At 63.6% G+C, this 22,871-nt stretch carries 19 protein-coding genes and 1 pseudogene; 11 read left to right on the plus strand and 9 right to left on the minus strand.

Annotated elements, in window-relative coordinates; all coding sequences use genetic code 11:
- Positions 1-12: 12 nt before the first annotated feature.
- The 4 genes from BMW76_RS03260 to BMW76_RS03275 all read right to left on the minus strand — a co-directional run bounded on the left by BMW76_RS03260 (position 13) and on the right by BMW76_RS03275 (position 5,247).
- Positions 13-1,020: an ABC transporter permease gene (locus tag BMW76_RS03260; protein ID WP_090862832.1), complete on the minus strand. Its 1,008-nt coding sequence runs from the start codon at positions 1,018-1,020 to the stop codon at positions 13-15.
- On the minus strand, positions 1,010-2,575 hold the full coding sequence (locus BMW76_RS03265; protein ID WP_177200305.1) for a sugar ABC transporter ATP-binding protein: 1,566 nt from the start codon (positions 2,573-2,575) through the stop codon (positions 1,010-1,012). Before BMW76_RS03265 ends, BMW76_RS03260 begins: the two co-directional genes overlap by 11 nt.
- A gap of 500 nt (positions 2,576-3,075) precedes the next feature.
- Positions 3,076-4,080: an ABC transporter substrate-binding protein gene (locus tag BMW76_RS03270; RefSeq protein WP_090862837.1), complete on the minus strand. Its 1,005-nt coding sequence runs from the start codon at positions 4,078-4,080 to the stop codon at positions 3,076-3,078.
- A gap of 114 nt (positions 4,081-4,194) precedes the next feature.
- Entirely contained in the window at positions 4,195-5,247 is a 1,053-nt protein-coding gene (locus tag BMW76_RS03275; RefSeq protein ID WP_090862840.1) for a LacI family DNA-binding transcriptional regulator, read from the minus strand.
- 296 nt (positions 5,248-5,543) lie between these two features.
- On the opposite strand from BMW76_RS03275, the gene BMW76_RS03280 reads away from it, so the two are divergent.
- The gene (locus BMW76_RS03280; protein WP_245763109.1) at positions 5,544-6,530 is read left to right on the plus strand and encodes an aldose 1-epimerase; all 987 of its coding nucleotides are present in this window, start codon (positions 5,544-5,546) and stop codon (positions 6,528-6,530) included.
- A gap of 71 nt (positions 6,531-6,601) precedes the next feature.
- On the opposite strand, the gene BMW76_RS03285 is transcribed toward BMW76_RS03280, so the two are convergent.
- Both BMW76_RS03285 and BMW76_RS03290 read right to left on the minus strand, forming a co-directional pair.
- A complete protein-coding gene (locus BMW76_RS03285) occupies positions 6,602-7,399 on the minus strand; it encodes an endonuclease/exonuclease/phosphatase family protein (protein WP_090862845.1) in 798 nt (265 codons plus the stop codon).
- Positions 7,400-7,427: 28 nt separating this feature from the next.
- Positions 7,428-7,934, minus strand: a complete 507-nt coding sequence (locus BMW76_RS03290) for a hypothetical protein (RefSeq protein WP_090862848.1) — start codon at positions 7,932-7,934, stop codon at positions 7,428-7,430.
- 327 nt (positions 7,935-8,261) lie between these two features.
- Between BMW76_RS03290 and BMW76_RS03295 the strand changes: the two genes are divergently transcribed.
- The 5 genes and pseudogenes from BMW76_RS03295 to BMW76_RS03315 form a co-directional block, all read left to right on the plus strand.
- Positions 8,262-9,239, plus strand: coding sequence for an AAA family ATPase (locus BMW76_RS03295; protein ID WP_090862851.1), 978 nt, complete (start codon positions 8,262-8,264; stop codon positions 9,237-9,239).
- Between the two features lie 223 nt (positions 9,240-9,462).
- A complete protein-coding gene (locus BMW76_RS03300; protein WP_090862854.1) occupies positions 9,463-9,750 on the plus strand; it encodes a DUF4148 domain-containing protein in 288 nt (95 codons plus the stop codon).
- A gap of 292 nt (positions 9,751-10,042) precedes the next feature.
- On the plus strand, positions 10,043-11,149 hold the full coding sequence (locus tag BMW76_RS03305; RefSeq protein ID WP_090863579.1) for an NAD(P)/FAD-dependent oxidoreductase: 1,107 nt from the start codon (positions 10,043-10,045) through the stop codon (positions 11,147-11,149).
- A gap of 310 nt (positions 11,150-11,459) precedes the next feature.
- Positions 11,460-11,771 carry a high-potential iron-sulfur protein gene (locus BMW76_RS03310; RefSeq protein ID WP_087739799.1) on the plus strand — a complete coding sequence of 104 codons (312 nt, stop codon included), beginning with the start codon at positions 11,460-11,462 and terminating at the stop codon, positions 11,769-11,771.
- 225 nt (positions 11,772-11,996) lie between these two features.
- Positions 11,997-12,634, plus strand: a pseudogene (locus BMW76_RS03315) (MFS transporter); the annotation flags it as partial.
- 28 nt (positions 12,635-12,662) lie between these two features.
- Here the strand turns inward: BMW76_RS03315 and BMW76_RS03320 are convergent.
- Both BMW76_RS03320 and BMW76_RS03325 read right to left on the minus strand, forming a co-directional pair.
- Positions 12,663-14,207 carry an amidase gene (locus BMW76_RS03320; protein WP_177200299.1) on the minus strand — a complete coding sequence of 515 codons (1,545 nt, stop codon included), beginning with the start codon at positions 14,205-14,207 and terminating at the stop codon, positions 12,663-12,665.
- A gap of 111 nt (positions 14,208-14,318) precedes the next feature.
- Positions 14,319-15,017 carry a dienelactone hydrolase family protein gene (locus BMW76_RS03325; protein WP_090862860.1) on the minus strand — a complete coding sequence of 233 codons (699 nt, stop codon included), beginning with the start codon at positions 15,015-15,017 and terminating at the stop codon, positions 14,319-14,321.
- 915 nt (positions 15,018-15,932) lie between these two features.
- On the opposite strand from BMW76_RS03325, the gene BMW76_RS03330 reads away from it, so the two are divergent.
- Both BMW76_RS03330 and BMW76_RS03335 read left to right on the plus strand, forming a co-directional pair.
- On the plus strand, positions 15,933-17,078 hold the full coding sequence (locus tag BMW76_RS03330; protein WP_090862862.1) for a branched-chain amino acid ABC transporter substrate-binding protein: 1,146 nt from the start codon (positions 15,933-15,935) through the stop codon (positions 17,076-17,078).
- A gap of 483 nt (positions 17,079-17,561) precedes the next feature.
- Positions 17,562-18,302: a cupin-like domain-containing protein gene (locus BMW76_RS03335; protein WP_245763110.1), complete on the plus strand. Its 741-nt coding sequence runs from the start codon at positions 17,562-17,564 to the stop codon at positions 18,300-18,302.
- A gap of 373 nt (positions 18,303-18,675) precedes the next feature.
- Here BMW76_RS03335 and BMW76_RS03340 read toward each other — a convergent pair whose 3' ends face one another.
- Positions 18,676-19,887: an MFS transporter gene (locus BMW76_RS03340; RefSeq protein ID WP_090862865.1), complete on the minus strand. Its 1,212-nt coding sequence runs from the start codon at positions 19,885-19,887 to the stop codon at positions 18,676-18,678.
- A 190-nt stretch (positions 19,888-20,077) separates the two neighbouring features.
- On the opposite strand from BMW76_RS03340, the gene BMW76_RS03345 reads away from it, so the two are divergent.
- The 3 genes from BMW76_RS03345 (at position 20,078) to BMW76_RS03355 (ending at position 22,852) form a co-directional block, all read left to right on the plus strand.
- Positions 20,078-20,743, plus strand: a complete 666-nt coding sequence (locus BMW76_RS03345; RefSeq protein WP_090862868.1) for a HugZ family pyridoxamine 5'-phosphate oxidase — start codon at positions 20,078-20,080, stop codon at positions 20,741-20,743.
- A gap of 355 nt (positions 20,744-21,098) precedes the next feature.
- A complete protein-coding gene (locus tag BMW76_RS03350; protein ID WP_090862871.1) occupies positions 21,099-21,401 on the plus strand; it encodes an H-NS histone family protein in 303 nt (100 codons plus the stop codon).
- Positions 21,402-21,649: 248 nt separating this feature from the next.
- Positions 21,650-22,852 (plus strand): cation diffusion facilitator family transporter, encoded by a 1,203-nt coding sequence (locus BMW76_RS03355; protein WP_090862876.1) that lies wholly within the window; start codon positions 21,650-21,652, stop codon positions 22,850-22,852.
- Positions 22,853-22,871: the final 19 nt, after the last annotated feature.

Below are 22,871 nucleotides of genomic sequence, written 5' to 3' on the forward strand. Positions count from 1 at the left end.
CGTTCGAGTGCTTCAGCGCGAGCGCCGCTGCACGTACACCGCCGCAATGATGATGGCCGCCTTGACGACGAGCGCGGCCGCATCGGGAATGCCATGCGCGAGCAACGTGTAGCGCAGCAGCTGGATGATCAGCGCGCCGATCAGCGTGCCGCCGATATACGCCTTGCCGCCCGTCAGCGCCGTGCCGCCGACCGCGACGGCGGCAATCGCGTCGAGTTCGATGCCGAGCCCGACGACGTTCGCATCCGAAGACGAATTCACCGAAATCGAAATCAGCCCTGCGAGCCCCGACAGCGCCGCGCACAGCGTGTACGCGATCATCTTCACGCGCGCAGTCGGCACGCCGCTCAGATACGCCGACTTTTCGTTGCCGCCCGTCACGAGCAGATACTGGCCGAAGAGCGTCTTGCGCACGATCCACGCGAAGCACGCGACGAGCGCGAACATCAGCAGCACCTGGAACGGAATGCCCGCCACCTTGCCGAGCGCGATCCACTGGAACGCGGGATTGTTGAACGCCTGAAGGTTGCCGTCGGTGACGACCTGCGCGATGCCGCGTCCGGCGATGAACAATACGAGCGTCGCGACAATCGGCTGCACGGCTAGTCTTGTCACGAGAAAGCCGTTGAACACGCCGCAAAGCGCGGCGGCCAGAACGGGCAGCACGAATGCGAGCGCGATGCCCGATGGGCCCGCGATGTGCATGAAGAGCATTGGCGCGAGTGCGCCCGCGATCGCCATCGATGCGCCCACCGACAGATCGATGCCGCCCGTCGCCACGACCAGCGTCATGCCGATGCCGACGATCACGATCGTCACGACCTGCGTCAGATTGACGTTGAAGGTTTGCAGCGACCAGAAGTGCTGCGTGAACAGCAGATTGAAGACGAGCATCGCGAGCAGCACGGCGATTTCACGCTGGATCGCGAGGCGCCGTTTTTTCTTTACCGTCGGCGTGTCGGGCGCCGATGCCGACGCGGCGAGCGGCGCGCCATCATTGCGCAGCGACTCATGAGCCATGGCGGTCGCCCTCCAGTGCATCGCCGATATGCGCGGACTGCGCCGCTTCCACGAGCTGCGACGTGCCCGCACTGCCCCAGGCAATCGCATCCATGATCGCGGATTCGCTCATGTGCGCGCCGTCGAGTTCGGCGACCGTGCGTCCGTCGCGGATCACGACGGCGCGATCGGCGACGGCCGTCAGCTCTTCGAGTTCGGACGCGGACAGCAGCACTGCCATGCCTTCGTCGCGCAGCTCGCGCACGATCTTCGCGACATCGGCCTTTGCGCCGACATCGATGCCGCGCGTCGGTTCGTCGAGCAGCAGCAGCGACGGCTGCGCGGCGAGCCAGCGCGCAAGCAGCACTTTCTGCTGATTGCCGCCCGACAACTCGCGAATCGGCTGATCGGGCGAGCGCAGCTTGATGCCGAGCGACGCGATGAAGCGCTCGACGATCGCCTGCTGCTTCTTCACGTCGACGACGCCGTGCTTCGACAGCGTGCGCAAACAGACGAGCGTGAGGTTGTCGCGCACCGACAGGTCCGGCACGATGCCTTCCGCCTTGCGGTCCTCCGTGAGATACGCGAGACCGCGCGCGATGGCGTCTTGCGGCGACTTCAGCGCGACCGTCTCGCCGTTGATCGACAGTGCGCCGCGCTCGGCCGGGTCCGCGCCGAACAGCAGGCGCATCGTTTCCGTGCGGCCCGAGCCGAGCAGGCCGGCGAGGCCGACGGCCTCACCCGCGTGGACGTCGAGCGACACGTCGCTCACTTTCGGATGCGCAGCGAGATGACGCGCGGAAATCGCCTTGTCGCCGCGACGCGCGAGATTCGCTTCGCGCGTGGCGCTGTCGTCCTGCACGACGGCGGCGAGCGTGCGGCCGAGCATCGTCGTGACGAGCTGGCGCTTGTCGATGTCCTTCATCGCGCTTTGGGCGACGGTTTGACCGTCGCGCATCACCGTTACGCGGTCGCACAGCGCGTACAGCTCATCGAGACGATGCGACACGAAGATCACCGCGCGACCGTCGTCGCGCAGCTTGCGCACGACGCTGAAGAGCAGCTCGACTTCGCGTTCGTCGAGCGACGAAGTCGATTCGTCCATGATGACCATCTTCGCGTCCGACGACACGGCGCGCGCGAGCGCAACCATCTGCTGAATCGCCGTCGAATAGCTGCCCGCAGGCTTTCTCACATCGATCTGCAAGCCGAACGATTCGAGCAACGCGGAGGCGCGTCGCTGCACTTCGCGCCAGTCGATCAGACCGAAGCGGCGCGGCTCGCGTCCGAGAAAGATGTTTTCGGCGACCGAGCGGAACGGCACCAGATTGATCTCCTGATAGATCGTGCTGATGCCCGCTTCGCGCGCTTCCTTCGGCGTGCGGAAGTCGATCTCGCGGCCCTCGAAGCGCACGCTGCCGCCCGAGCGACGGTAAGCGCCCGTGAGGATCTTGATCATCGTCGATTTGCCTGCGCCGTTCTGGCCGATCAGCGCGTGCACTTCGCCCGCCGCAACGGTGAGATTCGCGCCGCGCAACGCGGGCACGCCGCCGAACGAAATGTCGATGCCCTGCATGTCGAGCAGGGGCGCGCGGGCGGAAGACTGCGGAGCGTCGGAATGCGCGTCGGCTTGCGTCACATATGTCTCCTTATGCGTCGACGGGAGTTGGCGCTTTGGCGCTTACTCCCGTCCCATGCAAGGCGGTCGGCGGGAACTGGCGCTTTGGTGCCTACTGCCGTCCCATGCAGAGCGGTCAACGGGAGTTGAGGTGTCGACTGATGCGTTGCCCAAGGCTTCGACGTACCGGCGACGAACAGCGGCACCGCGCGCGACGACGAGTGGCCGCCCGTTGGGCCGCGACGTCCATGGTACGCCCGACAAAGCGAAGCGACGGACCGTCGATCGCGAAAGCACGCGCGCAACGGACACGTCGCTTCAAACCCTTCCCGTCAGCGGGGCGCGCGTGCGCCTCGATGAGGCCCTGCCTGTCCGGCTCGCTGCGCGCCTTGCTGCGTGAATCGAGACGCGCGCGGCCGGGTCACTGCCCAATAAGCGCCAGCCGCACACTGACGCCCTCAGTAACCGTACTGCATGCTTTCCTGGACGTTGCTCTTGTCGTAGAAGCGGTCCGACACCTTGACCCACGTCGGGATCTTTTCGCCCTTCGCAAAGCGCTGTGCGACGTCGCACGCGAGCGGACCGAAGAACGGGCTCGACTGCACGCTCGCGCCGAGTTCACCCGAGGCTATCGCGTCGAGGCCGCCCTTCGTGCCATCGATGGTCACGATCTGGATGTCCTTGCCAGGCTGCTTGCCGGCCGCCTTGATCGCGGCGATCGCGCCGAGCGCCATTTCGTCGTTGTGCGCGTAAACGGCCGTCACGTCCGGGTGCGCCTGCAACAGCGTTTCCATCACCTGACGCCCCTTGTCGCGCGCGAAGTCGCCGCTTTGCGACGCGATGATCGACATGCCCGGCTGCTTCGCGATCACTTCATCGAAGCCCTTCTTGCGGTCGTTCGCGGCGGAAGCGCCCGTCGTGCCTTCGAGCTCGATGATCTTCGCCTTGCCGCCCGTCGCCTTGATGAGCCAGTCGGCGGCGCGGTGCCCCTGGTCGATGAAGTCGGAGCCGATGAACGTGATGTAGTCGCGGCCCGCCTTCGCGACCGACTGATCGACGTTGCGGTCGACGAGAATCACTGGAATGCCAGCCTTTTTCGCTTGCAGCACAACGGGTGCGAGCGGCTTCTCTTCGCGCGGCGGGAATACGAGCAGATCGACGTGCTGCGCGATCATGCTCTGAATGTCGGAGACCTGCTTCGAGTTCGACCCGTTTGCATCGGTCATCACGAGCTGCCAGCCGCACTTGGCGGCGATCTCCTTGAAGCTTCTCGTTTCAGCGAGACGCCACGGATTGTTGCTCTCCGTCTGCGCGAAGCCGACTTTCAGCGGCGTTTTGGTGGCGAGCTTCGGCAGGTCGTCGGCCTGTGCCGACGCGACGCCGAAACCCAGAGCGACTGCCAACAGCGATGCGGCTAGCGGCTGAAGCCGTTGCCGGCGCGAATCCCGATTGTGCGACGCCATGTCTTCCTCCAGGTACCAGTTGGATGTGTTGTGCTTTTGTGCTTCAACTGCCGCCGGCACTCCCGTGATGACGTGACCGGTCGCGCCGATTATTTCATCGCGAATTATTATCGGTCAATCACTAATAATATTAATTGCTGGCGCTTTTGCCTCGGTAATTACCCTGACCGATCCGCGCTCGATCAACGGACCATCGAGCTTCACCATCCGATGACGGACGGGGGCGCCCGCCGACTGGTTCTGCACTTCCTGAAGCAGCGTTTCGACGGCCCAGCGGCCCAGTTCGTAGTTCGGCAGCACGACGGTCGAAAGCGGCGGATGCGTGTGGCGCGCGATCTCCTGATCGTCGTAGCCAAGCACGGAGACATCGTCGGGCACGCGATAGCCGAGCTGCTTCAGCGCCTCGATCGCGCCGAGTGCCATCAGGTCGTTCGCGCAGAAGATCGCAGTGGGCGGATGCGGCTCGCGCATCAGCGAAAGCGTGTGCTCGAAGCCCGTGCCCGAACTCCAGTCGCCGTCGCGCACCATCTCCGGCGCGAACGGCAGATCGGCGGTGGCAAGCGCGGTGCGATAGCCCTTCAGGCGGTCTTTCGCAGCGTCCTGCCAGTGCTCGCCGTTGATATAGCCGATCCGTCTGTGCCCCGCGCGCAGCAGGTATTCCGTCGCGACGTGGCCGCCCGCGACTTCGGCGGGTACGATCGACGACTGGTCGCCCTCGCTCGTATAGCAGTTCAGCAGCACGGTCGGCACGCGCGAGAGTGCGGCCGGGAGCGTCACCTTTCGTGTGTAGACGGTTGCGTAGATCACGCCGAACACGGTCGGGCTCGCGAGCACGGCGTCGAGCACCTGTTGCTCGATGTCCGCGTTGCCGTGCGTCGAGTAGACGGCGAGCAGCTTGCCGCTTGCGTACGCGGCATCGCGCGCACCGTCGATGTTCACGACGGGATGCGGGCTCGTCGAGATTTCGTCGGCGAGATAGATGATCAGGTTGCGTTCGTCGGAAGATCGCGGCAGCGGTTCGCGCGGGGCGAGCCGGTAGCCGAGTTCCTGCGCCGTCTTCAGCACCTTGTTGCGCGTGGCTTCGGAAAACTTCGCGCTGGTCGCGTTGTTGAGGACGAGGGAAACAGTCGATTGAGATACGCCGGTGAGCTTGGCGATATCGGTCATCGTCGGACGGCGCTGGGTCGATTTTTTCATTGATATGGCCGCGCAACGCGGCTTGTAGACGGGGATGCCGCAGGCATCGTCGTGCTGACGGTAACACTAATAATATGCGCTGGACAACACGCGCAAACCCGCTTTTCTGGCCTTTTCCCGTCGTCTGATGAGCCACGTTTCGGGACGAATTATTACTAATAATATTGACAGGAAGGCTTCGGCGTGCGATTCTCGGTCGCGCGAGCCGCTTCGGCATGATGGGACGCCGCCCTGCGCCGCAACCGTCCACGCCAACTCAAACGATCATGCGCGAAGCCTTCTTCAAACCGTCTGCGGCCGACATGGCCACCGATCTGCGCATCGACGATCCTGCGCTCGTCGTGCTGACGAGCGGCGATACGACGCTCGTGGTCGCGCCGGACGTCGGCGGATCGATCGCCGCGTACTACGAAACGGTGCGTGAACCGACGTCGCAACGCGTGCTGCACTGGCTGCGCCCCGCGACGCGCGCCGCAATCGTCCAACGCGATCCGCTGCGAATGGCGAGCTTCCCGCTCTTCCCATACTGCAATCGCATTCGCGGTGCGCGCTTCGAGTTCGAAGGTCGCACGATCGATCTGGCCTCGGACAGCGACTCGTTCGCGCACGCGCTGCACGGCCACGCGTGGAAGAGGCCGTGGCGTGTCGGGGCGCGCACGGCCGCATCCGTCGAATTGCATTTCGAGCATGTGCCCGATCCCGATGTACGCGGCGACTGGCCGTTCCGCTATCGTGCGAGCCAGCGCATCGAGTTGCTTGGCGGCGCACTGCGTATCACGCTGACCGCTCAGAACCTTTCGGACGGTCCGATGCCGTTCGGCATGGGTCATCATCCGTATTACCCGCGCACCGCGAATACGACGATCACCGCCAACGTCGAGCAGATGTGGCACACCGACGAAGACGTGCTGCCGACTCACCTCGGCTCGCATCCCGCCGTCGACGCGCTGAAGCACGGCATGAGCGCCGATGCGTTCGATCTCGACAACAACTTCAGCGGCTGGTCGCGCGAAGCGACGGTTGCGTGGCGGGACGAGCGCCGTCAGTTGACGTTGACGGCGGAAGCGCCGTTCGATCATCTCGTGGTGTTTGCGCCCGCGAACGAGGCGCAGTTGTGCGTGGAGCCCGTCACGAACACGACCGACTGCTTCAACGCGAACGACATGCAGATGCGCGAGCGCGCAGGCTACCGGGTGCTAAAGCCCGGCGAAACGATCAGTGCGCAGCTCGTCTGGACGCCCCGGCGCGACTGACCGCGAAGTCCGCGTCACAAGTCGCCCCGGCGCGACCGACCGCGAAGTCCGTCCGCGTCACGAGTCCGCGTTTATTCGACGCGCAGCCGCGCCATATACGGCAGGTGATCCGACAGCCACGCGGTTTCCTGCGCCGGCTGGATCCACTCGATGGGCTTCATTCCGCGCACGAACATCTTGTCGAGCGCGAGCGCAGGCGAGAACGCGGGGAACGTGCGGCCCGGCTCGCCGAGCAGCGTCGCCACTTCTACAAGGCCGTGTTCGCGAAAGAGCGGCACCGAATCGTTGCGCCAGTCGTTGAAGTCGCCTGCGAGCACGAGCGGACCGTCCGGCGCTTCCTTCGAAATCCAGTGCGCGATCCAGTGCATCTGACGCAGCCTGGCCTGGCGCGTGAGCGCGAGGTGCGCACACAGCAGCGTCACCGCATGGCCGCCGAACGTCGCGCGCGCGACCAGCAGCCCGCGCCGCTCGAAACGGTGCGCGGAAATGTCCCAGCGTCCGCCGAGATCGAGCGGATGTGGCGACAGGATCGCATTACCGTGCCGCCACGACGGCTTGAACACGTTCGGCCCGAGCGCGATCTGCAAATCCAGCGACTCGGCGATTTCCGTTGCCTGGCAATGCCATACGTCGTTGTCGAAATCGCCCATGCGCGCGCCGAACGAACTGGCCAGCACGGGCGCGGGCATCCGGCGAGCCATCGCTTCCTGCAGGAAATACGCATCGGCATGAACGGACTGCACCCAGCGCTGCATCGCCTCCCACGCCTGGAAGCCGAGCGGTGAGCGCCCCTTGTGCAAGTTCCAGCTCACGGCGATGAAGTCTTTCCGGTCGATGTTTTCGCGTATCAGTTCTTCGGGGTTTCGCATGCCGCGTTATCCACGTCGGTCGTTGGGTTCACGGATTGTTTGCGACGCTTGCACGCAACCGATAGACGAGATTCGGGTCCTTGTCGACGATCGTCCATGTGGTCCAGTCGCCCGGCGGCACCTTCAGCGCCGGATGATTCGCGCTCACCTGGCGCGGCTGTGGCGGCAGTTTGCAGCCGGTGTCCGTGGTGCGCATGCCCGGTTCTTCGAGCGTTTCCTGCGCGTCGATCGAGAACGTCACGCCGCTCGTATCCACCTGAGTCGGCGACACGGTCAGCGTGCGCGCGAGATCGATGCTGCCCGCCGGCACGTTCTTGCAGCCGACGTTGTTCTGCACCACGTGATGATGCGTGTCGGTGCGCGCCTGGCCGACGGTCGTCGTGCCGTCGAATGTATCGATCTGCTGACCGTCGCGCATCACCTGCAATTCCCATTTGACGACGGCCGCCGCCGGGCGCTGTTGCGCCTGAGCCATCGGGGCCTGTGCGATCAGCGAGGCGCCGACCAGAAGGGCGGCGAAGCTGGTTTTCAACATGAAAAGAGAGTCTCCGGAATCGCTGCGTTTCGCCAAAGCGTGCGGTGTCCGCGCGTTCTTTCTTGCGACCGCCGACCATCTTACGCTTTATCGAGATAACGGTTTTCTGACATTCGATCCTGAACCAAGGTTCAGCCTTCGACGGTAACAGTGCATTGCAGATAAGGGCGCGGACGTGGCGATTCAAGCAAGCGCCTCGCCCGCTGCCGCCGTTAGCAGCACACCCGCGCGGCTGCTGGCTTGCATGGTATTTCGGCGTCGATACACTGAAACCGGAGCGGCGTCCGGGACGCTGCGGCTGCAAGTCCGGCACAACGGGGTGAAGCGATGACAACGGCAATGGTGAAACAGGAAATCGCGGTTGCATCGTTCAGCAAGGTCTACGACCTCGATCAGGTGGAGACGGCGCTGAACGAACTGAGCGAAGGCGCCAGCGACGCACTGCGTTCGACGTACGAGAAGATGCTCAAGGTTGGCAACCTGCGTTTTTGCGTGAAGCCGAACCGGATGCCGTCCATCGACGATCTGATCGGCGCGCTGCCCAACTTCAACGAGCCGCTCGACGATATCCGCAAGCAGGTCGCGCTGTGCCTCGAAACGGACGACCGGCTGGAGCTGATGCCGATCCTGCTGCTCGGCGATCCGGGCATCGGCAAGACGCACTTCGCGAAGCAACTCGCGCGGATGCTCGGCACGTCGTATCACTATGTCGCGATGAGTTCACTGACGGCGGGCTGGGTTCTGTCGGGCGCGTCGTCGCAATGGAAGAACGCGAAGCCGGGCAAGGTGTTCGACGCGCTCGTGCACGGCAGCTATGCAAACCCGGTGATCGCCGTCGATGAAATCGACAAGGCGACGGGCGATTCGCAATACGATCCGCTCGGCGCGCTCTACGCATTGCTCGAACACGACACCGCGCAGACATTCATCGACGAGTTCGCGGAAATCCCGATCAACGCTGGCCACGTGATCTGGATCGCGACCGCGAACGACGAGCGCGCAATTCCCGAGCCGATCCTCAACCGGATGAACGTCTACGAGATTCCGCCGCCGGATCGCGAGGGCTCGCGGCGCATCGCGCAGTCGATCTACGACGAGATCCGCTTGGCGCATGGCTGGGGGCAGCGCTTTCCGGCGGAAATGGGCGAAGAAACGCTCGACGCGCTGGCGCAAGCGTCGCCGCGCGAAATGCGGCGCGCGATTCTGAACGGCTTCGGCTCGGCGCGCATCGCAGGCCGCGATCACATAAGCGCCGACGATATCCGCCTTGACTACAACTCGCGCCGCAAACCGATCGGTTTCTAACGGCGCCAGCGCGATTTATGCGAACGGCCGCGCTAGCGCGGCCTTTTTATTGTTCGGATGATGCGGGCTATTCCACGCCGCGCGAAGGGCGATTCGCGTCCGATATGAATCAATCCGGCAACAGTCAATTCCATTAATCAGGGTCGGCAACGCGATAGGCGAGGACTAGACTGCGTTCATCGAAATGCGAACCGCGTTTCCAAACTCACGTCAGGAACCGATCATGAAAACGTCTTCGCTTGCAGCACTGTTGATTTCCGCAATGGTCGCCGTGCCGGCTTTCGCGAGCGGCTACAGTCCGGCTCCGTCGCAAACGCTGTCTACGCAGAACGGTCCGAAGACGCGCGCCGAAGTGAGGGCGGAACTGGCGCAAGCCCGCGCAAACGGCGAACTGAGCCTGAATCCGAACGCGCCCGCGTACCCGCAGCAGTTCGCGATGGGCGGCTATACGGTGCCCGTCGCGCAGGCGAATCTGCGCCATCTTTTCAAACGCACAACTGCCGTGGATTGATCAACCCTGTTGTGGCGCGCGTGGAACGCTGGCCCGCGATGGTGCGCCGGAATTCACCAGGAATGCGCGTCGTCGGCGTACACTGAGTCGAACGCGCTAGCGTTCCCACATATCGATGCCCGCAGCCGAGTCAGGCTGCGGGCATTTGTGTCTGTGGCGCGCTGTGCGATTTCGCATTGTGCATGTGAAGCGTTCGACAGCGCGCGGCTGCGAGTCATCAGGTGCCGCACGCTTTCGATATCCAGTTGGATGACGAGACAGAACGCGGCGCATCGAGCCGCGTCCAATGGACATGGATCAGATCGAATGTGTGGTGATCGGCGCTGGTGTCGTCGGTCTTGCCGTCGCGCGCGCTCTGGCTGCGCGTGGACGTGAAGTGATCGTGCTCGAAGCGGCCGAAGCCATCGGTGTCGGCACGAGTTCGCGCAACAGTGAAGTGATACACGCGGGCATCTACTATCCGCGCGGCTCACTCAAGGCGACGCTGTGCGTGCGCGGCCGCGAGATGCTCTACGACTACTGCGCCGAGCGCGGCGTGCCGTATCAGCGCTGCGGCAAGCTGCTGGTCGCGACCGCGCGCAATCAGATTCCCCAACTCGAAAGCATCATGGCGCGCGGCAAGGAAAACGGCGTGCTCGACCTGATGCGCATTTCCGGCGAGGACGCACAGGAACTGGAGCCGTCGCTACGATGCGTCGAAGCGGTGTTCTCGCCGCAGACGGGCATCGTCGACAGCCATCAGTTGATGCTGGCGCTGCTCGGCGATGCCGAGCGCGACGGCGCGATCTGCGCGTTTCATGCGCCCGTCGAAGCGGTCGAGGCGATCAACGGGCGCTTTGTCGTGAAGGTCGGCGGCAGTTCGCCGACCACGATCGGCGCGGCGTGCGTGATCAACAGCGCGGGCCTGCATGCGAACGCGCTTGCGCGCAAGATTCGCGGACTCGACGCGCGTCACGTGCCGCCGCTCTATCTCGCGCGCGGCAACTACTTCAGCATTTCAGGCCGCGCGCCGTTTAGCCGCCTGATCTATCCGATGCCGAACGAAGCGGGGCTCGGCGTGCATCTGACGATCGACCTCGGCGGACAGACGCGTTTTGGTCCCGATGTCGAATGGGTCGATTCGATCGGCTATGACGTCGATCCGCGTCGCGCCGAGTCGTTCTATGCCGCGATCCGCGCGTACTGGCCCGGGCTTCCCGATGACGCGCTGCAACCGGCCTATGCGGGTATTCGTCCGAAGCTGTCGGGGCCCGGCGAGCCAGCCGCCGACTTCCTGATTCAAGGTCCCGCCGCGCATGGCGTGCGCGGGCTGGTGAACCTGTTCGGTATCGAGTCGCCGGGACTGACGGCATCGCTTGCGATTGCGCAGCGCGTATGCGAAGTGAGCGGTCGCGCGTAGCTGCGAGTGGTTCGCAAAAGCGGGCGGCAGGTTCGCGGAGCCCACGGCCGATTCGCAGAAACCAACGGCAGCCGATTCGTAGACACCAACGGCGCGAACGCGCGAGCGCCGATATGTAGCGAAGGTGACGCCGCCGTGACACGCATACGATCTTCATAATCCAACCGCACGCGATTCAACGTCCACGCTACGGATTTGCTTATGACGGGCATTTCAGGCATCACGCGCGTCGGCTTCATTGCTATGCTTGGGGACGGCTGTCGTCAGAACGGCTTGGTCAATACCCACAAGAGAAACGGAGTGAGTCCCCATGAAAAATTCCCGTCGTACCTTTTTGATCACGAGCATCGGCGTTGCGTCTTCGCTCGCGCTGTCCCGCCAGGCGTTCGCCGATGCGCCGAAGGTCGCCGAATCCGATCCGACCGCGCAGGCACTCGGCTACAAGGAAGACGCGACGAAAGTCGACAAGGCCAAGTACGCGAAATACGCTGCCGGCCAGGACTGCGGCAACTGCAGCTTCTTCCAGGGCAAGCCCACCGACGCCTATGCACCATGCCCGATGTTCGCGGGCAAGCAGGTGGCCAACAAGGGCTGGTGCAGCGCATATAACAAGAAGGCCTGAGCGAAGCGTCGCGAAGTTCATGGGTGCGTGATGGGCGATGCATCGCGGCATCGCTCAGCGCGCCCTTCGCAGCAGCCGAAGAGAGCGCCCGCCGCGCAATGCGGCGTGGCGCTCTCTTATCTTGTGGGCGCGCTTTTGCCTTATGAATGTGGTTGAAACGGAGTGTCGCGCTCCTATACACCCGCAAGGGGTGCGCGCGGGGCCTTGCCGCCCCATTCGAATCACATTCTGCCGCTCGCGATTGCGCCGCTGTGCTCGGCGATCGGCATCGGAGCGCCGGTCGTCATCGTGATCGGCCGCTTGCTGCAAGGCTTCCCCTCAGGTGGCGAGTTCGGCAGTTCGAGTGTGCTGCTGATCGAAGCGGCGCCGTTCTCGAAATGCCGCTTCTACGGCAACTGGCAGATGGCGGGCCAGGCAGCGGCGCTGCCGCTCGGCGCCGCTGCTGCTCGGCGCCGTCGTCAGCGCGCTGGTGACACGCGGGTTATCGCCGGAAGCGCTCAAGTCGTGGGGCTGGCGTGTGCCGTTCGTCATCGGGCGCGTGATCGGGCCGATCGGCTACGACATCCGCCCGTATCTCGCGGATTCCGAAGCATTTCTGCACGCGAAGCCCGTTCGGTGCGCTGATGGCCGAACTCTTTCCTGCGAGCGTGCGCTCGATCGGTCGTTCGCTCGTGTACAACTTCGCGGTGATGCTGTTCGGCGGCTTCGGCCAGCTCATCGTCACGTGGCTCATCAAAACGTCGGTTTCTCCGCTCGCGCCGACGTCCTACGTGATGCGCGGACTCGCACTGTCGATCATCGCCGTCGCGTGCGTGCCGGCCCAGCGTCGCGCCGATCTCGACGCGATGCGCAAGCCCGCCTGAGTGTTCTCCTGATCCTTTTCGCGACGGCCTAGATTCGTGCGGGCATCAGCGGCGGCCGCCTGTCGAACCACGGACGCGCCGTCTCCAGTTGAGCCGCGAGCCGCAGCAACGTCGCTTCGCCGCCTTCGCGCGTCGCGAACTGCACGCCGATCGGCAGGCCGCGCGCATTCCAGTAGAGCGGTACGGACATCGCCGGTTGGCCCGTCAGATTAAAGAGTTCCGTGCAGCCCGCCCATGCGAACGCCCTGTTCGAGACATCCGTCAGCAGCTTGCGCATCAGCGGTTCGACAGGGACCGTCGTGACCGCGCGCATCTGCATTTTCTCGACGGCGGTCGGCTGCATTTCGCCGATCTTGATCGGTGCGGAGGCAAGCGTCGCGCACAGGATTACGTCGTAACGCGTCATCAGATCGGCGAGTTTCGCGCTGACGCTGCGCTGCGCCTTGAGCGCCTCGGGCAGTTCGCGCTCGCCGAGCTTGCGGCCGATATGTCCCATCGTCCATGTGGCGATTTCGAACTGGTCGCGGTTCGGCTTGCGCCCGGTGATCTGATCGGCCTTCAGCACGAGATTCTCGGCGCTCACCGACCAGATCATCAGAAACGCTTCGCGCAGGCTCGCGAAGTCGATGCCGAGCGAGACGGGTTCGATGCGATGGCCCAGCGATGCCGCGAGGTGCGCGGCATCGTCGAGCGCGGCGCGGGCGTCGGGCGACAGCGCGGGCGCGAACATCGGGTCCGTCACGAATGCGATGTGCAGCGGCTTGCACGGTTCGCGCGTCGCGGCGAGGAAAGTGCCGGGCGCGCCCATCGGCCGTTCCGCGTTGCCGGAGGTGAGATCGAGCAGCAACGCGCTGTCGCGCACGCTGCGCGAAACGGCGTGATCGATCCCGAGTTCGCCGGGCAGGGGCACGCCATTCGACGGCTGGCGTCCGCGCGACGGCTTGAGCCCGAAGAGGCCGCAGCACGAAGCGGGAATGCGGATCGAACCGCCGCCGTCCGACGCATGCGCGAGCGGCACGATGCCCGCCGCGACGGCCGCGGCCGAGCCGCCGCTCGAACCGCCCGGCGTGTGATCGAGATTCCACGGATTGCGGCACGGGCCAAACAGTTCGGGCTCCGTAAAAGGCATCTGGCCCATCTCCGACGTGCTCGTCTTGCCGAAGATATTGAGGCCGGCGGCGCGTGTCAGCGCGACGAGCGGGGCGTCTTCGGTGGGAACGTAATGCCGGTAATGACGGCTGCCCATCGACATGCGCAGCCCTTTGACGGGCAGTCCCAGGTCCTTGATCAGATACGGCACGCCGGCGAGCGGGCCGTCGCCGAGCGCATCTGCGTCCGGCGCACCGGCAGCAAGCGCACCAGCGACCGGGGCATACGTGCTGCCGTTCGCGCGCTCGCGCGATGCGCGCTGGCGAGCGGCGTCGTAATCCTTCAGAACGATCGCGTTGATGGCGGGATTGGCGGCCTCGGCGCGCGCGATCGCCGTTTCGAGCAGCTCGCGCGCGCTCACCTTGCGTTTGCGCACGAGATCGGCGAGGCCGATCGCATCATGATCGAGATAGTCGGCTTGCACGACGAAGTCCCCCGCCCGGATTGGCATGTTGTTGACGACACGCGCGGGCTGCCGGTGACGTGACGCACAGATGTCAGGCGCGACGCAGCCACGTCACGCCTCTAGCGTAACTTACGCGTGGGTGGCGAGGAAAGTCAGCGTGCGGCCGTGCGCGAGCGCCGCCGAGTGCTGGTGATAGCTCGCGCGCTCGGTGCAGTTGAAGCCGTGATCGGCGTTCGGATAGATGTACAGCTCGGCGTCGTCGCGGCCCGCGAAGCGCTCCTTCACTTCGCCGACTGCCGACAGCGGAATGCCGTGGTCCAGTTCGCCGTAATGGAACTGCATCGGCACCTTGATCTGCGGCGCCTTGTCCAGCTGGTTCTGGATGCCGCCGCCGTAGTACGACACGGCGATATCGAGCGTACCTTCGGCTGCCGCCAGATACGCGAGACGTCCGCCGAAGCAATAGCCGATGCCCGCTACCTTGCCCGTCGCTTCGGGCATCGCGCGCAGCGCAGCTGCCGTTGCGCCGATGTCCGCGACGGCGAGCTCGACGTTGGTCTTTTGCAGGATCTCGATGCCCCTGTCGCGATCCGCGCCCACGTACCCGAGTTCGACGCGCGGCTGCGTGCGCCAGAAGATGTCCGGTGCGATCGCGATATAGCCGTCCTGCGCATATTGATCGACGACGTCGCGAATGTGGCCGTTCACGCCGAAGATCTCCTGAATGATGATGACGGCCGGACCCTTACCGCTTTTCGGCGTCGACATGTACGCGCCAAACGAGTCATTGCCGGTCGGAATGTCGATCCATCGGGAAGTCACGCTCACGTTGTTTCTCCTTGCATAAACGGGGATGCCGCGGTCGGGCTGCTGCTGTTGGACCGCTACGGTTGGACCGCCGCGCTGCGGGCAGACAATCGTTTGCGCGCGCCTGGCCCGCAGCGGGCGCTCAGTGTGCCATCAAAAGAAAGCGGCTGCAGCAGGCGCTCGCGCGCGCTGACGGTTGACTGACGCGCTTCGCCGACGGCACCGCGCCCGTAAGCGGGTTGAAGCGATGGCGATGGTTCACCGGCCCGCCGCGCGGGCTTCGCAGGCGTTGACGCATGAGTTGCGCACGTGTCCGCGCACTCGTCTGAGGAACACCATCTTGAATGCGCCGAATGGACGCAAGTCCCGAGACAGCGCAGTGATACTGATCCGTACGCTTTACCGAGAATTTCGCGTGGGAGCCATCGGCATCCGCGCGTGCGTCGAATGCCCGAAGTGCCGCTTGCACCTACACCTATATATAGGAGCAGCGCATAAGAAAAAATGAGAACGTTCTCAGTGCTGGTTTATCAACTTTACGTTCACGCGTTATGACGGGATCGGTGCATATCCGGCGCATTAACGGACGATACCCGCGAAGCTTGAGGTCCGCGTTATAGAAGAAAGCCTCGTATTCCCCAGAGCCGTATGGATTGGCGCTTGCGGGGCGGCGTTGTGGCCCGATTCACGACTAAATGGGACAAACGCTATTGGTAGTGTTCCCACTTACTCAAAAAAACCCCACAAATTAATTTGATGGCCTACACTTGCGCGCAAGCGCGGGGCGCCACCTGCCACAAACAGGCTGGAACGCGTGCTTGCCAAGTGCATGAACGATGCATCCGGCGGAGTCGTCCACGGGATTTGAGCGACACGTGAAGGAAGCGGGGCACAAGGGCGATTACGTTGTTTTTGGGACCGAAATCGGAGACTTACATGAACATCAAAATTCAAAAGCTGTTGCCGATCAGCGCTGCGGCGATGCTGTTTGCAACGTTGGCGACGACGGCTTCGGCAGATACCGTTGTCAAGATCGGCCATGTTGCACCCTTGACTGGGGGCATCGCTCACCTGGGCAAGGACAACGAGAATGGCGCACGTCTCGCAGTCGAGGAAATCAACGCGAAGGGGCTGACGGTCGGTGGCCAGAAGGTCACGCTGCAACTGGACGCACAGGACGACGCGGCCGACCCGCGTACGGCTACGCAGGTCGCGCAGAAGCTGGTCGACGACAAGGTCGTCGCCGTGGTCGGCCACCTGAACTCGGGCACGTCGATTCCGGCTTCGAAGATCTACAGCGATGCAGGCATCGTCCAGATCTCGCCGTCGGCAACGAACCCGGCATACACGCAACAGGGCTTCAAGACGACGTACCGCGTCGTGGCGACCGACGCGCAGCAAGGTCCGGCACTGGCTAACTATGCAGGCAAGGTCCTGAAGGTGAAGAGCGTCGCGATCGTCGACGACTCGACGGCTTACGGCCAGGGTCTCGCGAACGAATTCGAGAAGACGGCCAAGTCGCTGGGCCTGAACGTGATGTCGCATGACGCGACGAACGACAAGGCCGTCGACTTCCGCGCCATTCTGACGAAGATCAAGGGCGAAAACCCGGACGCCATCATGTACGGCGGCATGGACGCAACGGGCGGCCCGTTCGCGAAGCAGGCGAAGCAGCTCGGCCTGCGTGCGAAGGTGCTGGCCGGCGACGGCGTGTGTACCGACAAGCTGTCTGACCTGGCAGGCGACGCAACCGACAATATCGTCTGCTCGGAAGCCGGCATGGCGCTCGAGAAGATGGAAGGCGGCGCGGCGTTCCAGGCGAAGTATCAGAAGCGCTTCGGCCAGCCGATCCAGATCTACGCTCCGTTCACGTATGACGCTGTGTACATCATCGTCGACGCAATGAAGCGTTCGAACTCGACCGATCCGGCGAAGATTCTCGCAGCGATGCCGAACACCGACTACAAGGGTGTGATCGGCGAAACGACGTTCGACTCGAAGGGCGACCTGAAGCACGGCGTGATCTCGCTGTACAACTACAAGTCGGGCAAGAAGACGCTGCTCGACGTCGTCAAGATGTAAGAGCGGTTGTCGCGGGCGGTGAGCGGCTCGCCGCTCTCCGTCTGACGCCGAGCCGGCCGGAAGGCCCCAGGAGGCACGCGGGTTTCGACCCGCGTGCCTTTTGTTTTTCATGCGCGTCCGGCTTGCTTCGCGGCGCGCGCCTTCCTGCGCATGCCGCGCACGTTCGCGCGCAATGCCGGAGATACTGTCGAACGGGACATCAACGTTTGGGGGCTGTCGTGACACGTCTGATCGATGATGAATGGCGTCGCTGGATCGCCGAAAACCTGTTGCTCGACGCTGCGCCCGAAACCGTGTACGCCGTGCTCGTCCAGCATGGGTTCGAGCACGATCACGCGTCATGCGAAATCGATAGCACGCTGAAAAGCCCTTATTTTCAAGCGGGTTCACGCTTGCGCAATCGTTTGCGTAAGCGCGAATGGATGCTTTCCGTGTATGGCGACCTGAATCGCATGCGCACCGGAGCGGATTCCATCGAACGATGTGCGTCTGCCGCGCGATGCGTTTTATGAGCGGTTCTATTTCCAGAACCGGCCTGTGATCATCACGAGCATGTTCGATTCGTGGCCCGCGCGCGAGCGATGGAATTTCGACTACTTCCGCGCGCGCTGCGGCGACGCGGTAGTCGAGGTGCAATTCGGGCGCGATGCGGACGCGGACTACGAGATCAACCAGCCCGCATTGAAGCGCACGATGCGCTTTCGTGACTACGTCGATCACGTCGAACAGAGCGGCGTGACGAACGACTTCTACATGACGGCGAATAACGCGTCGCGCAACCGTGCGGCGCTCGCGGCGTTATGGGCCGATGCGCCGCCCATTGGCGAATATCTGGATGCGGGCGCCGCCGATGCGGGCTTTTTCTGGTTCGGACCGGCCGGCACGAAGACGCCGTTCCATCACGACCTGACCAACAACGTGATGGCGCAGGTGGTCGGACGCAAGCGCGTGCTGCTCGTGCCGTTCACCGATACCGCGCACATGTACAACCATCTGCATTGCTATTCGCAGATCGACGGCGGCGCGATCGACGTCGAACGCTTTCCTTCCGTCCAGCAGGCGCGAATGATCGAGTGCACGCTCGAGCCGGGCGAACTGCTGTTTCTGCCGATCGGCTGGTGGCATTACGTCGAAGCGCTCGACGCGTCCGTGACGATGACCTATACGAACTTTCTCGAACGGAACGACTTCGGGCGGACGTACAGCACGTTTCAAGAGCTGTGACTGAACAAGACGGCGCAGCTTCCGTCACGCCAGACGGCGATGCAGCGATAAATACGGCGGACCGATGTTCCGGTCCGCCGTCCTCCCTGACGCTTCAGTTGCCGTCGGTAGTTGTTCAGTGACGCGATGAGCATGTCTGCGTCGCGCATCGTCTGATGTTTGAGCAAAGCCTATGCCATTGCGCGCACGGCGTTTGCAATGGCGTGGCATCGTCTGGAACCCTAACAAAATCAATAGATTCAGCGCGATGGGCAGAATGCGGGGAGATTTGCGAGAGTGGGGCGTGCAGTGAAATGTCTGCGCACGTCACGTAGCACGTTACGTGACGTAGCGCCGCACGACGCGCCGGAGAGCCGAACGCGAGCGGCGGCGCTCAGATGCCGAGCCAGCGCAATACCTTCGGCCCGATGAACGCGACGAGCGCCGCGCACAGTGCGACGACGGACAGGCCGATCGGCAGATTCGTCACCTGCGCGACGCCGCCGATGATCACCGGACCGAGCAGCAGGCCGAAGTATGCGAGGCCCGCGACGTGCGCGAGACCCTCGGCGGCGTGAATGCCTTTCACGCGCGCCGCGGCCGCGAACAGCACCGGCATCATGTTGGCGAGGCCGAGGCCCATCATCGTGAAGCCCGTCAGCGCAGCGACGGCGTTCGGCAGGAGCAGCGCGCCGATCATGCCCGCGCAGGCGAGCGACGCGCTCGCGGCGATCAGCTGCGGCGCGCCGAAACGCGCGCGCACGGCGTCGCCGGCGAAACGCGCGGCCGCCATGCCGCCTGAGAAAGCTGCATAGGCGGCGCTGGCGACAGCGGGCGTCGACGCGACGACGTCGCGCATATAGACGGTCGCCCAGTCGTACATCGCGCCTTCGGCGATCAGCGCAATCAGCGCGATTGCGCCGAGCGCCCATAGCGCCGGCGAGCGCCAGCGGTTCGCGCGCGGCGTATGCGCATCGGGATGCTCGGCGTGCGGCACGTGCGGCAACACGGCGGGACACGCCGCGACCAGCACGCCCGCGCTGACGAGCGACGCGAGCAGCAGATGCAGCGCGGGCGCCATGCCGTGCGCGAGCGCCGCGCCGCCGACGGCCGCGCCCGCCATCCCGCCGGCGCTGAACATCCCGTGCAGCGACGACATGATCGGCCGGCCGAGCGCCTCTTCGACGGCGCTGGCCTCGGCATTCATCGCGACGTCGAGTGTCGCCATGCCCGCGCCGAAGATCGCGAGCACGACGAGCAGCATCCAGTACCACGGGACGACGAGGATCAACGCACCGCAAGCCGACATCGCGAGCCCGCCCGCGAGACACGCGCGGCGCGTGCCGACGCGCGCAATCCATGGAGCATTCGTCACCATCGCGCCGATCGAGCCGCCCGCGACCGCGAACAGCGCGAGTGACAGCATCGCGGGGTTCAGATGAAAGCGGTCGCGTACAGTCGGCACATGAACGCCCCACGACGCGTACATCATCCCCGCGATGAAAAAGAGCGCCATCGTCGCGTAGCGGGCGCGGTTGCGCGCGCCGACGGGCAGATTGCGGTGCGCGGCGGGCAGCGAGGCGGAATCGGACGGACGATCGGACACGGAGATCTCGGTGAATGGGGAGACGGCACGCGGAAGCGCGCTGAAAGCGATCTTGGATTCTAGCGAAGCATCCCGCGTCGTGCCGGCAAGCCCTTGAACTAATATTGACTTCCACGCGGCGCGTCTGCATGGCATCGGCTCACCCATCGGGTTCGCACGCCGCCGCATCCATTCCACCGAGGACGCGCACTTGAACATCCCCGCTCACGCTCCGCTGCATCTGCTGCATCAGGCTTCGTTTGGTACGCTCGCGACGCACTCGCGTCAGCCGCAGGGCTTTCCGTATCCGACTGTGCTGCCATTTGCGCCCAATGCGCGCCACCGTCCGACCATACTCGTGAGCCGCCTTGCCGAACACACGCGCAATCTGCAGTCCGATCCGCGCGCCGGCTTCCTGATCGTCCATGCGCCGGACGGCGATGTCCTCAACGGCCAGCGGATCACACTGGTCGGCACGTTCGAGCACGTCGAGCCGACGCCGCCCGTGATCCGCCGATACCTCCGCTATCACCCGGGCGCCGAGCGCTATCTCGCGCTGGGCGATTTCTCGTTCTGGGTGATGTCGGTGGAACGCATCCGATACATCGGCGGCTTTGGCGCGATGGGCTGGCTGACGGCGGACGAACTCGATCCGCTCGGCCCGGTTTCGTTCGACGAAGAAGAGAGGCTGGTCGAATTCTTCGAGCGCCATCCGCGCCGGTCGCCGCACGTGCGATTGGCGGGAGTGGACCGCTACGGTGTCGACCTCGAACTGGCGGGAGCTCGCAGCCGTTTTCAGTTCGAAACCCCCGCGCCCGATGAGGATACCCTGCGCGCTGCGTTGCAGGATTGCATCGAGCGGCCGACTGATGCGTGAATTCCGTTCGATCGCCGGTTTTTAACCTGGCTGTAAAGATGATTTTACGTTCGCGACCCAAGTTCGCACGGCATGAAATGTTTTCGTATAAATTAACTTTTATATTTCATGATTTGTCAGTTAAATAGCGCTCTATTAGCAGGGCTTGGTTTTTCAGGGAAAGAATAATAGAGCGGTGAGACTTGACAATTGCGACCGTGATGAAAGTTTATGAAATTGAGATTAATTAATTTCGCGCGGAGGCTTTTCTCGCGTTTCTACTTTGTGTTAATCTCGCCAGCAAATTCCGAGGCATGATCACTTTCCGGGCTAATCGGCACAGACCGTCGTCCATTTATCGAACCACAAGGGAACTATGTCCTCCTACAGGGAACTACTCGCGCAGCGCGAAAAGCTCGAAAAGCAGATCGAAGAGGCGAAAGCGCGCGAATATGCGGAAGTGCTAAACGAAATCAAGCAGAAAATGGCTGATTACGGCATTACTTTGGCCGAACTCGGCGGCAGTCGCGCAAAGGCGGCGAAAGCGGCGTCTCGTCCGCGTGCTGGCGTTGCGCCGAAATATCGCGATCCCGCCAGTGGAAGCACGTGGTCGGGCCGTGGTAAGCCGCCGCGCTGGATCGCAGGTCAGGACCGCGATAAATTTCTCATCGAGAAATAATATGACTTAATGCTCGAGTCGCGAGCAATGCATTAAAAGAAAACCGCAGCGCTTTTCGGGCTGCGGTTTTTTATTGGCCCATGATTACCCGACTGCGCTATTGAACTTCATACACGACGCACCGGCCCACAATGAGAATGCTTCGCGTTTTGATAAGCATATGATTTGAAAGATGTTTTTTCTTCGCTTAACAGCGGTTTCATCGAGCAGCGGGTAGAATCAAAAATAACGAACCTGCATTCTTTCACATGCCTTCCAACGTGGCCGAGCAATCAGTGGAAAAACAGCGCGTCGCGCGCAAAAGCACTTACGTCAGCATCGGACTCAATACGGTGTTGATGTCGGTACAGATCGTCGTGGGCGTAATTGCGCATTCCCAGGCACTCGTCGCGGACGGCGTGCATTCGCTCGCCGATCTTATTTCGGATTTTGTCGTATTGGTCGCCAATCGCCATAGCGGCGCGGAACCAGACGCCGATCACAATTACGGACATAGTCGCTACGAAACGGTCGCTTCGCTTTTTCTTGGCGGGCTGCTCATCTCGGTCGGTGTCGGCATGTTGTGGCGCGCGGGCACGCGGCTCACCGATCTGCAAAGCATTCCGGCCGTGCATATGAGCGCGCTTGCCGTGGCCATCGTCGTGCTGCTGTCGAAGGAAGGGCTCTTCCGCTACATGCTGCACGAGGCGCAGCGCGTGCGATCCGCGATGCTGATTGCGAACGCCTGGCATGCGCGTTCGGACGCGGCGTCGTCGCTGGTGGTTGCGCTTGGTATTCTTGGGAGCCTGGCCGGCGTGAGGCTGCTCGATCCTATCGCCGCGGCCATCGTCGGCTTCATGATCGCGCGCATGGGCTGGATGTTTGGCTGGGACGCGCTACAGGATCTATCCGACCGCGCGCTCGACGAATCGGCCACGGCTGATCTGCGCGCGCGGCTGATGTCGACGCCCGGCGTACGCGATGTCCACGAGTTGCGTACGCGCAAGATGGGCGACTTTGCACTCGTCGACGCGCACATTCTCGTCGATCCATTGATCTCGGTTTCCGAAGGCCACTACATCGCGGAGACGGCGCGCACGCGAGTGCTGGCCGATAGCCGCGTGCTCGACGCGCTGATTCACGTGGACCCGGAAAACGACGCGATCGCGCGGCCGCCCGTGAATCTGCCGCCGCGTGCAAAGATCGCCGCGGAAGTCGAATCCGCGCTCGCCGCGCAAGGGCTCACGGCGGCCACGGTGAACCTGCACTATCTGAGCACAGGGCTTGATGTCGAGGTCACGTTGCAGCCGTCGAGGCTGGGTGCGCTGGAAAGCGAAGCGCAGCAACTGGCGCGGGTGGATCTCGATGCGCTCAAGCGCAAGCTGGGTGCACGCAAGCTCAACGTCACGCACGCGGTCGATGTGTCGACGGCCGGCGAGGAACTCGCGCGCGAGCCACGCGGCGACGCGTGAGCCGTCGCCTGCGCGGCGG

Origin of the sequence: Paraburkholderia diazotrophica, from assembly GCF_900108945.1 — a bacterium.
Classification (GTDB): Bacteria; Pseudomonadota; Gammaproteobacteria; order Burkholderiales; family Burkholderiaceae; genus Paraburkholderia; species Paraburkholderia diazotrophica.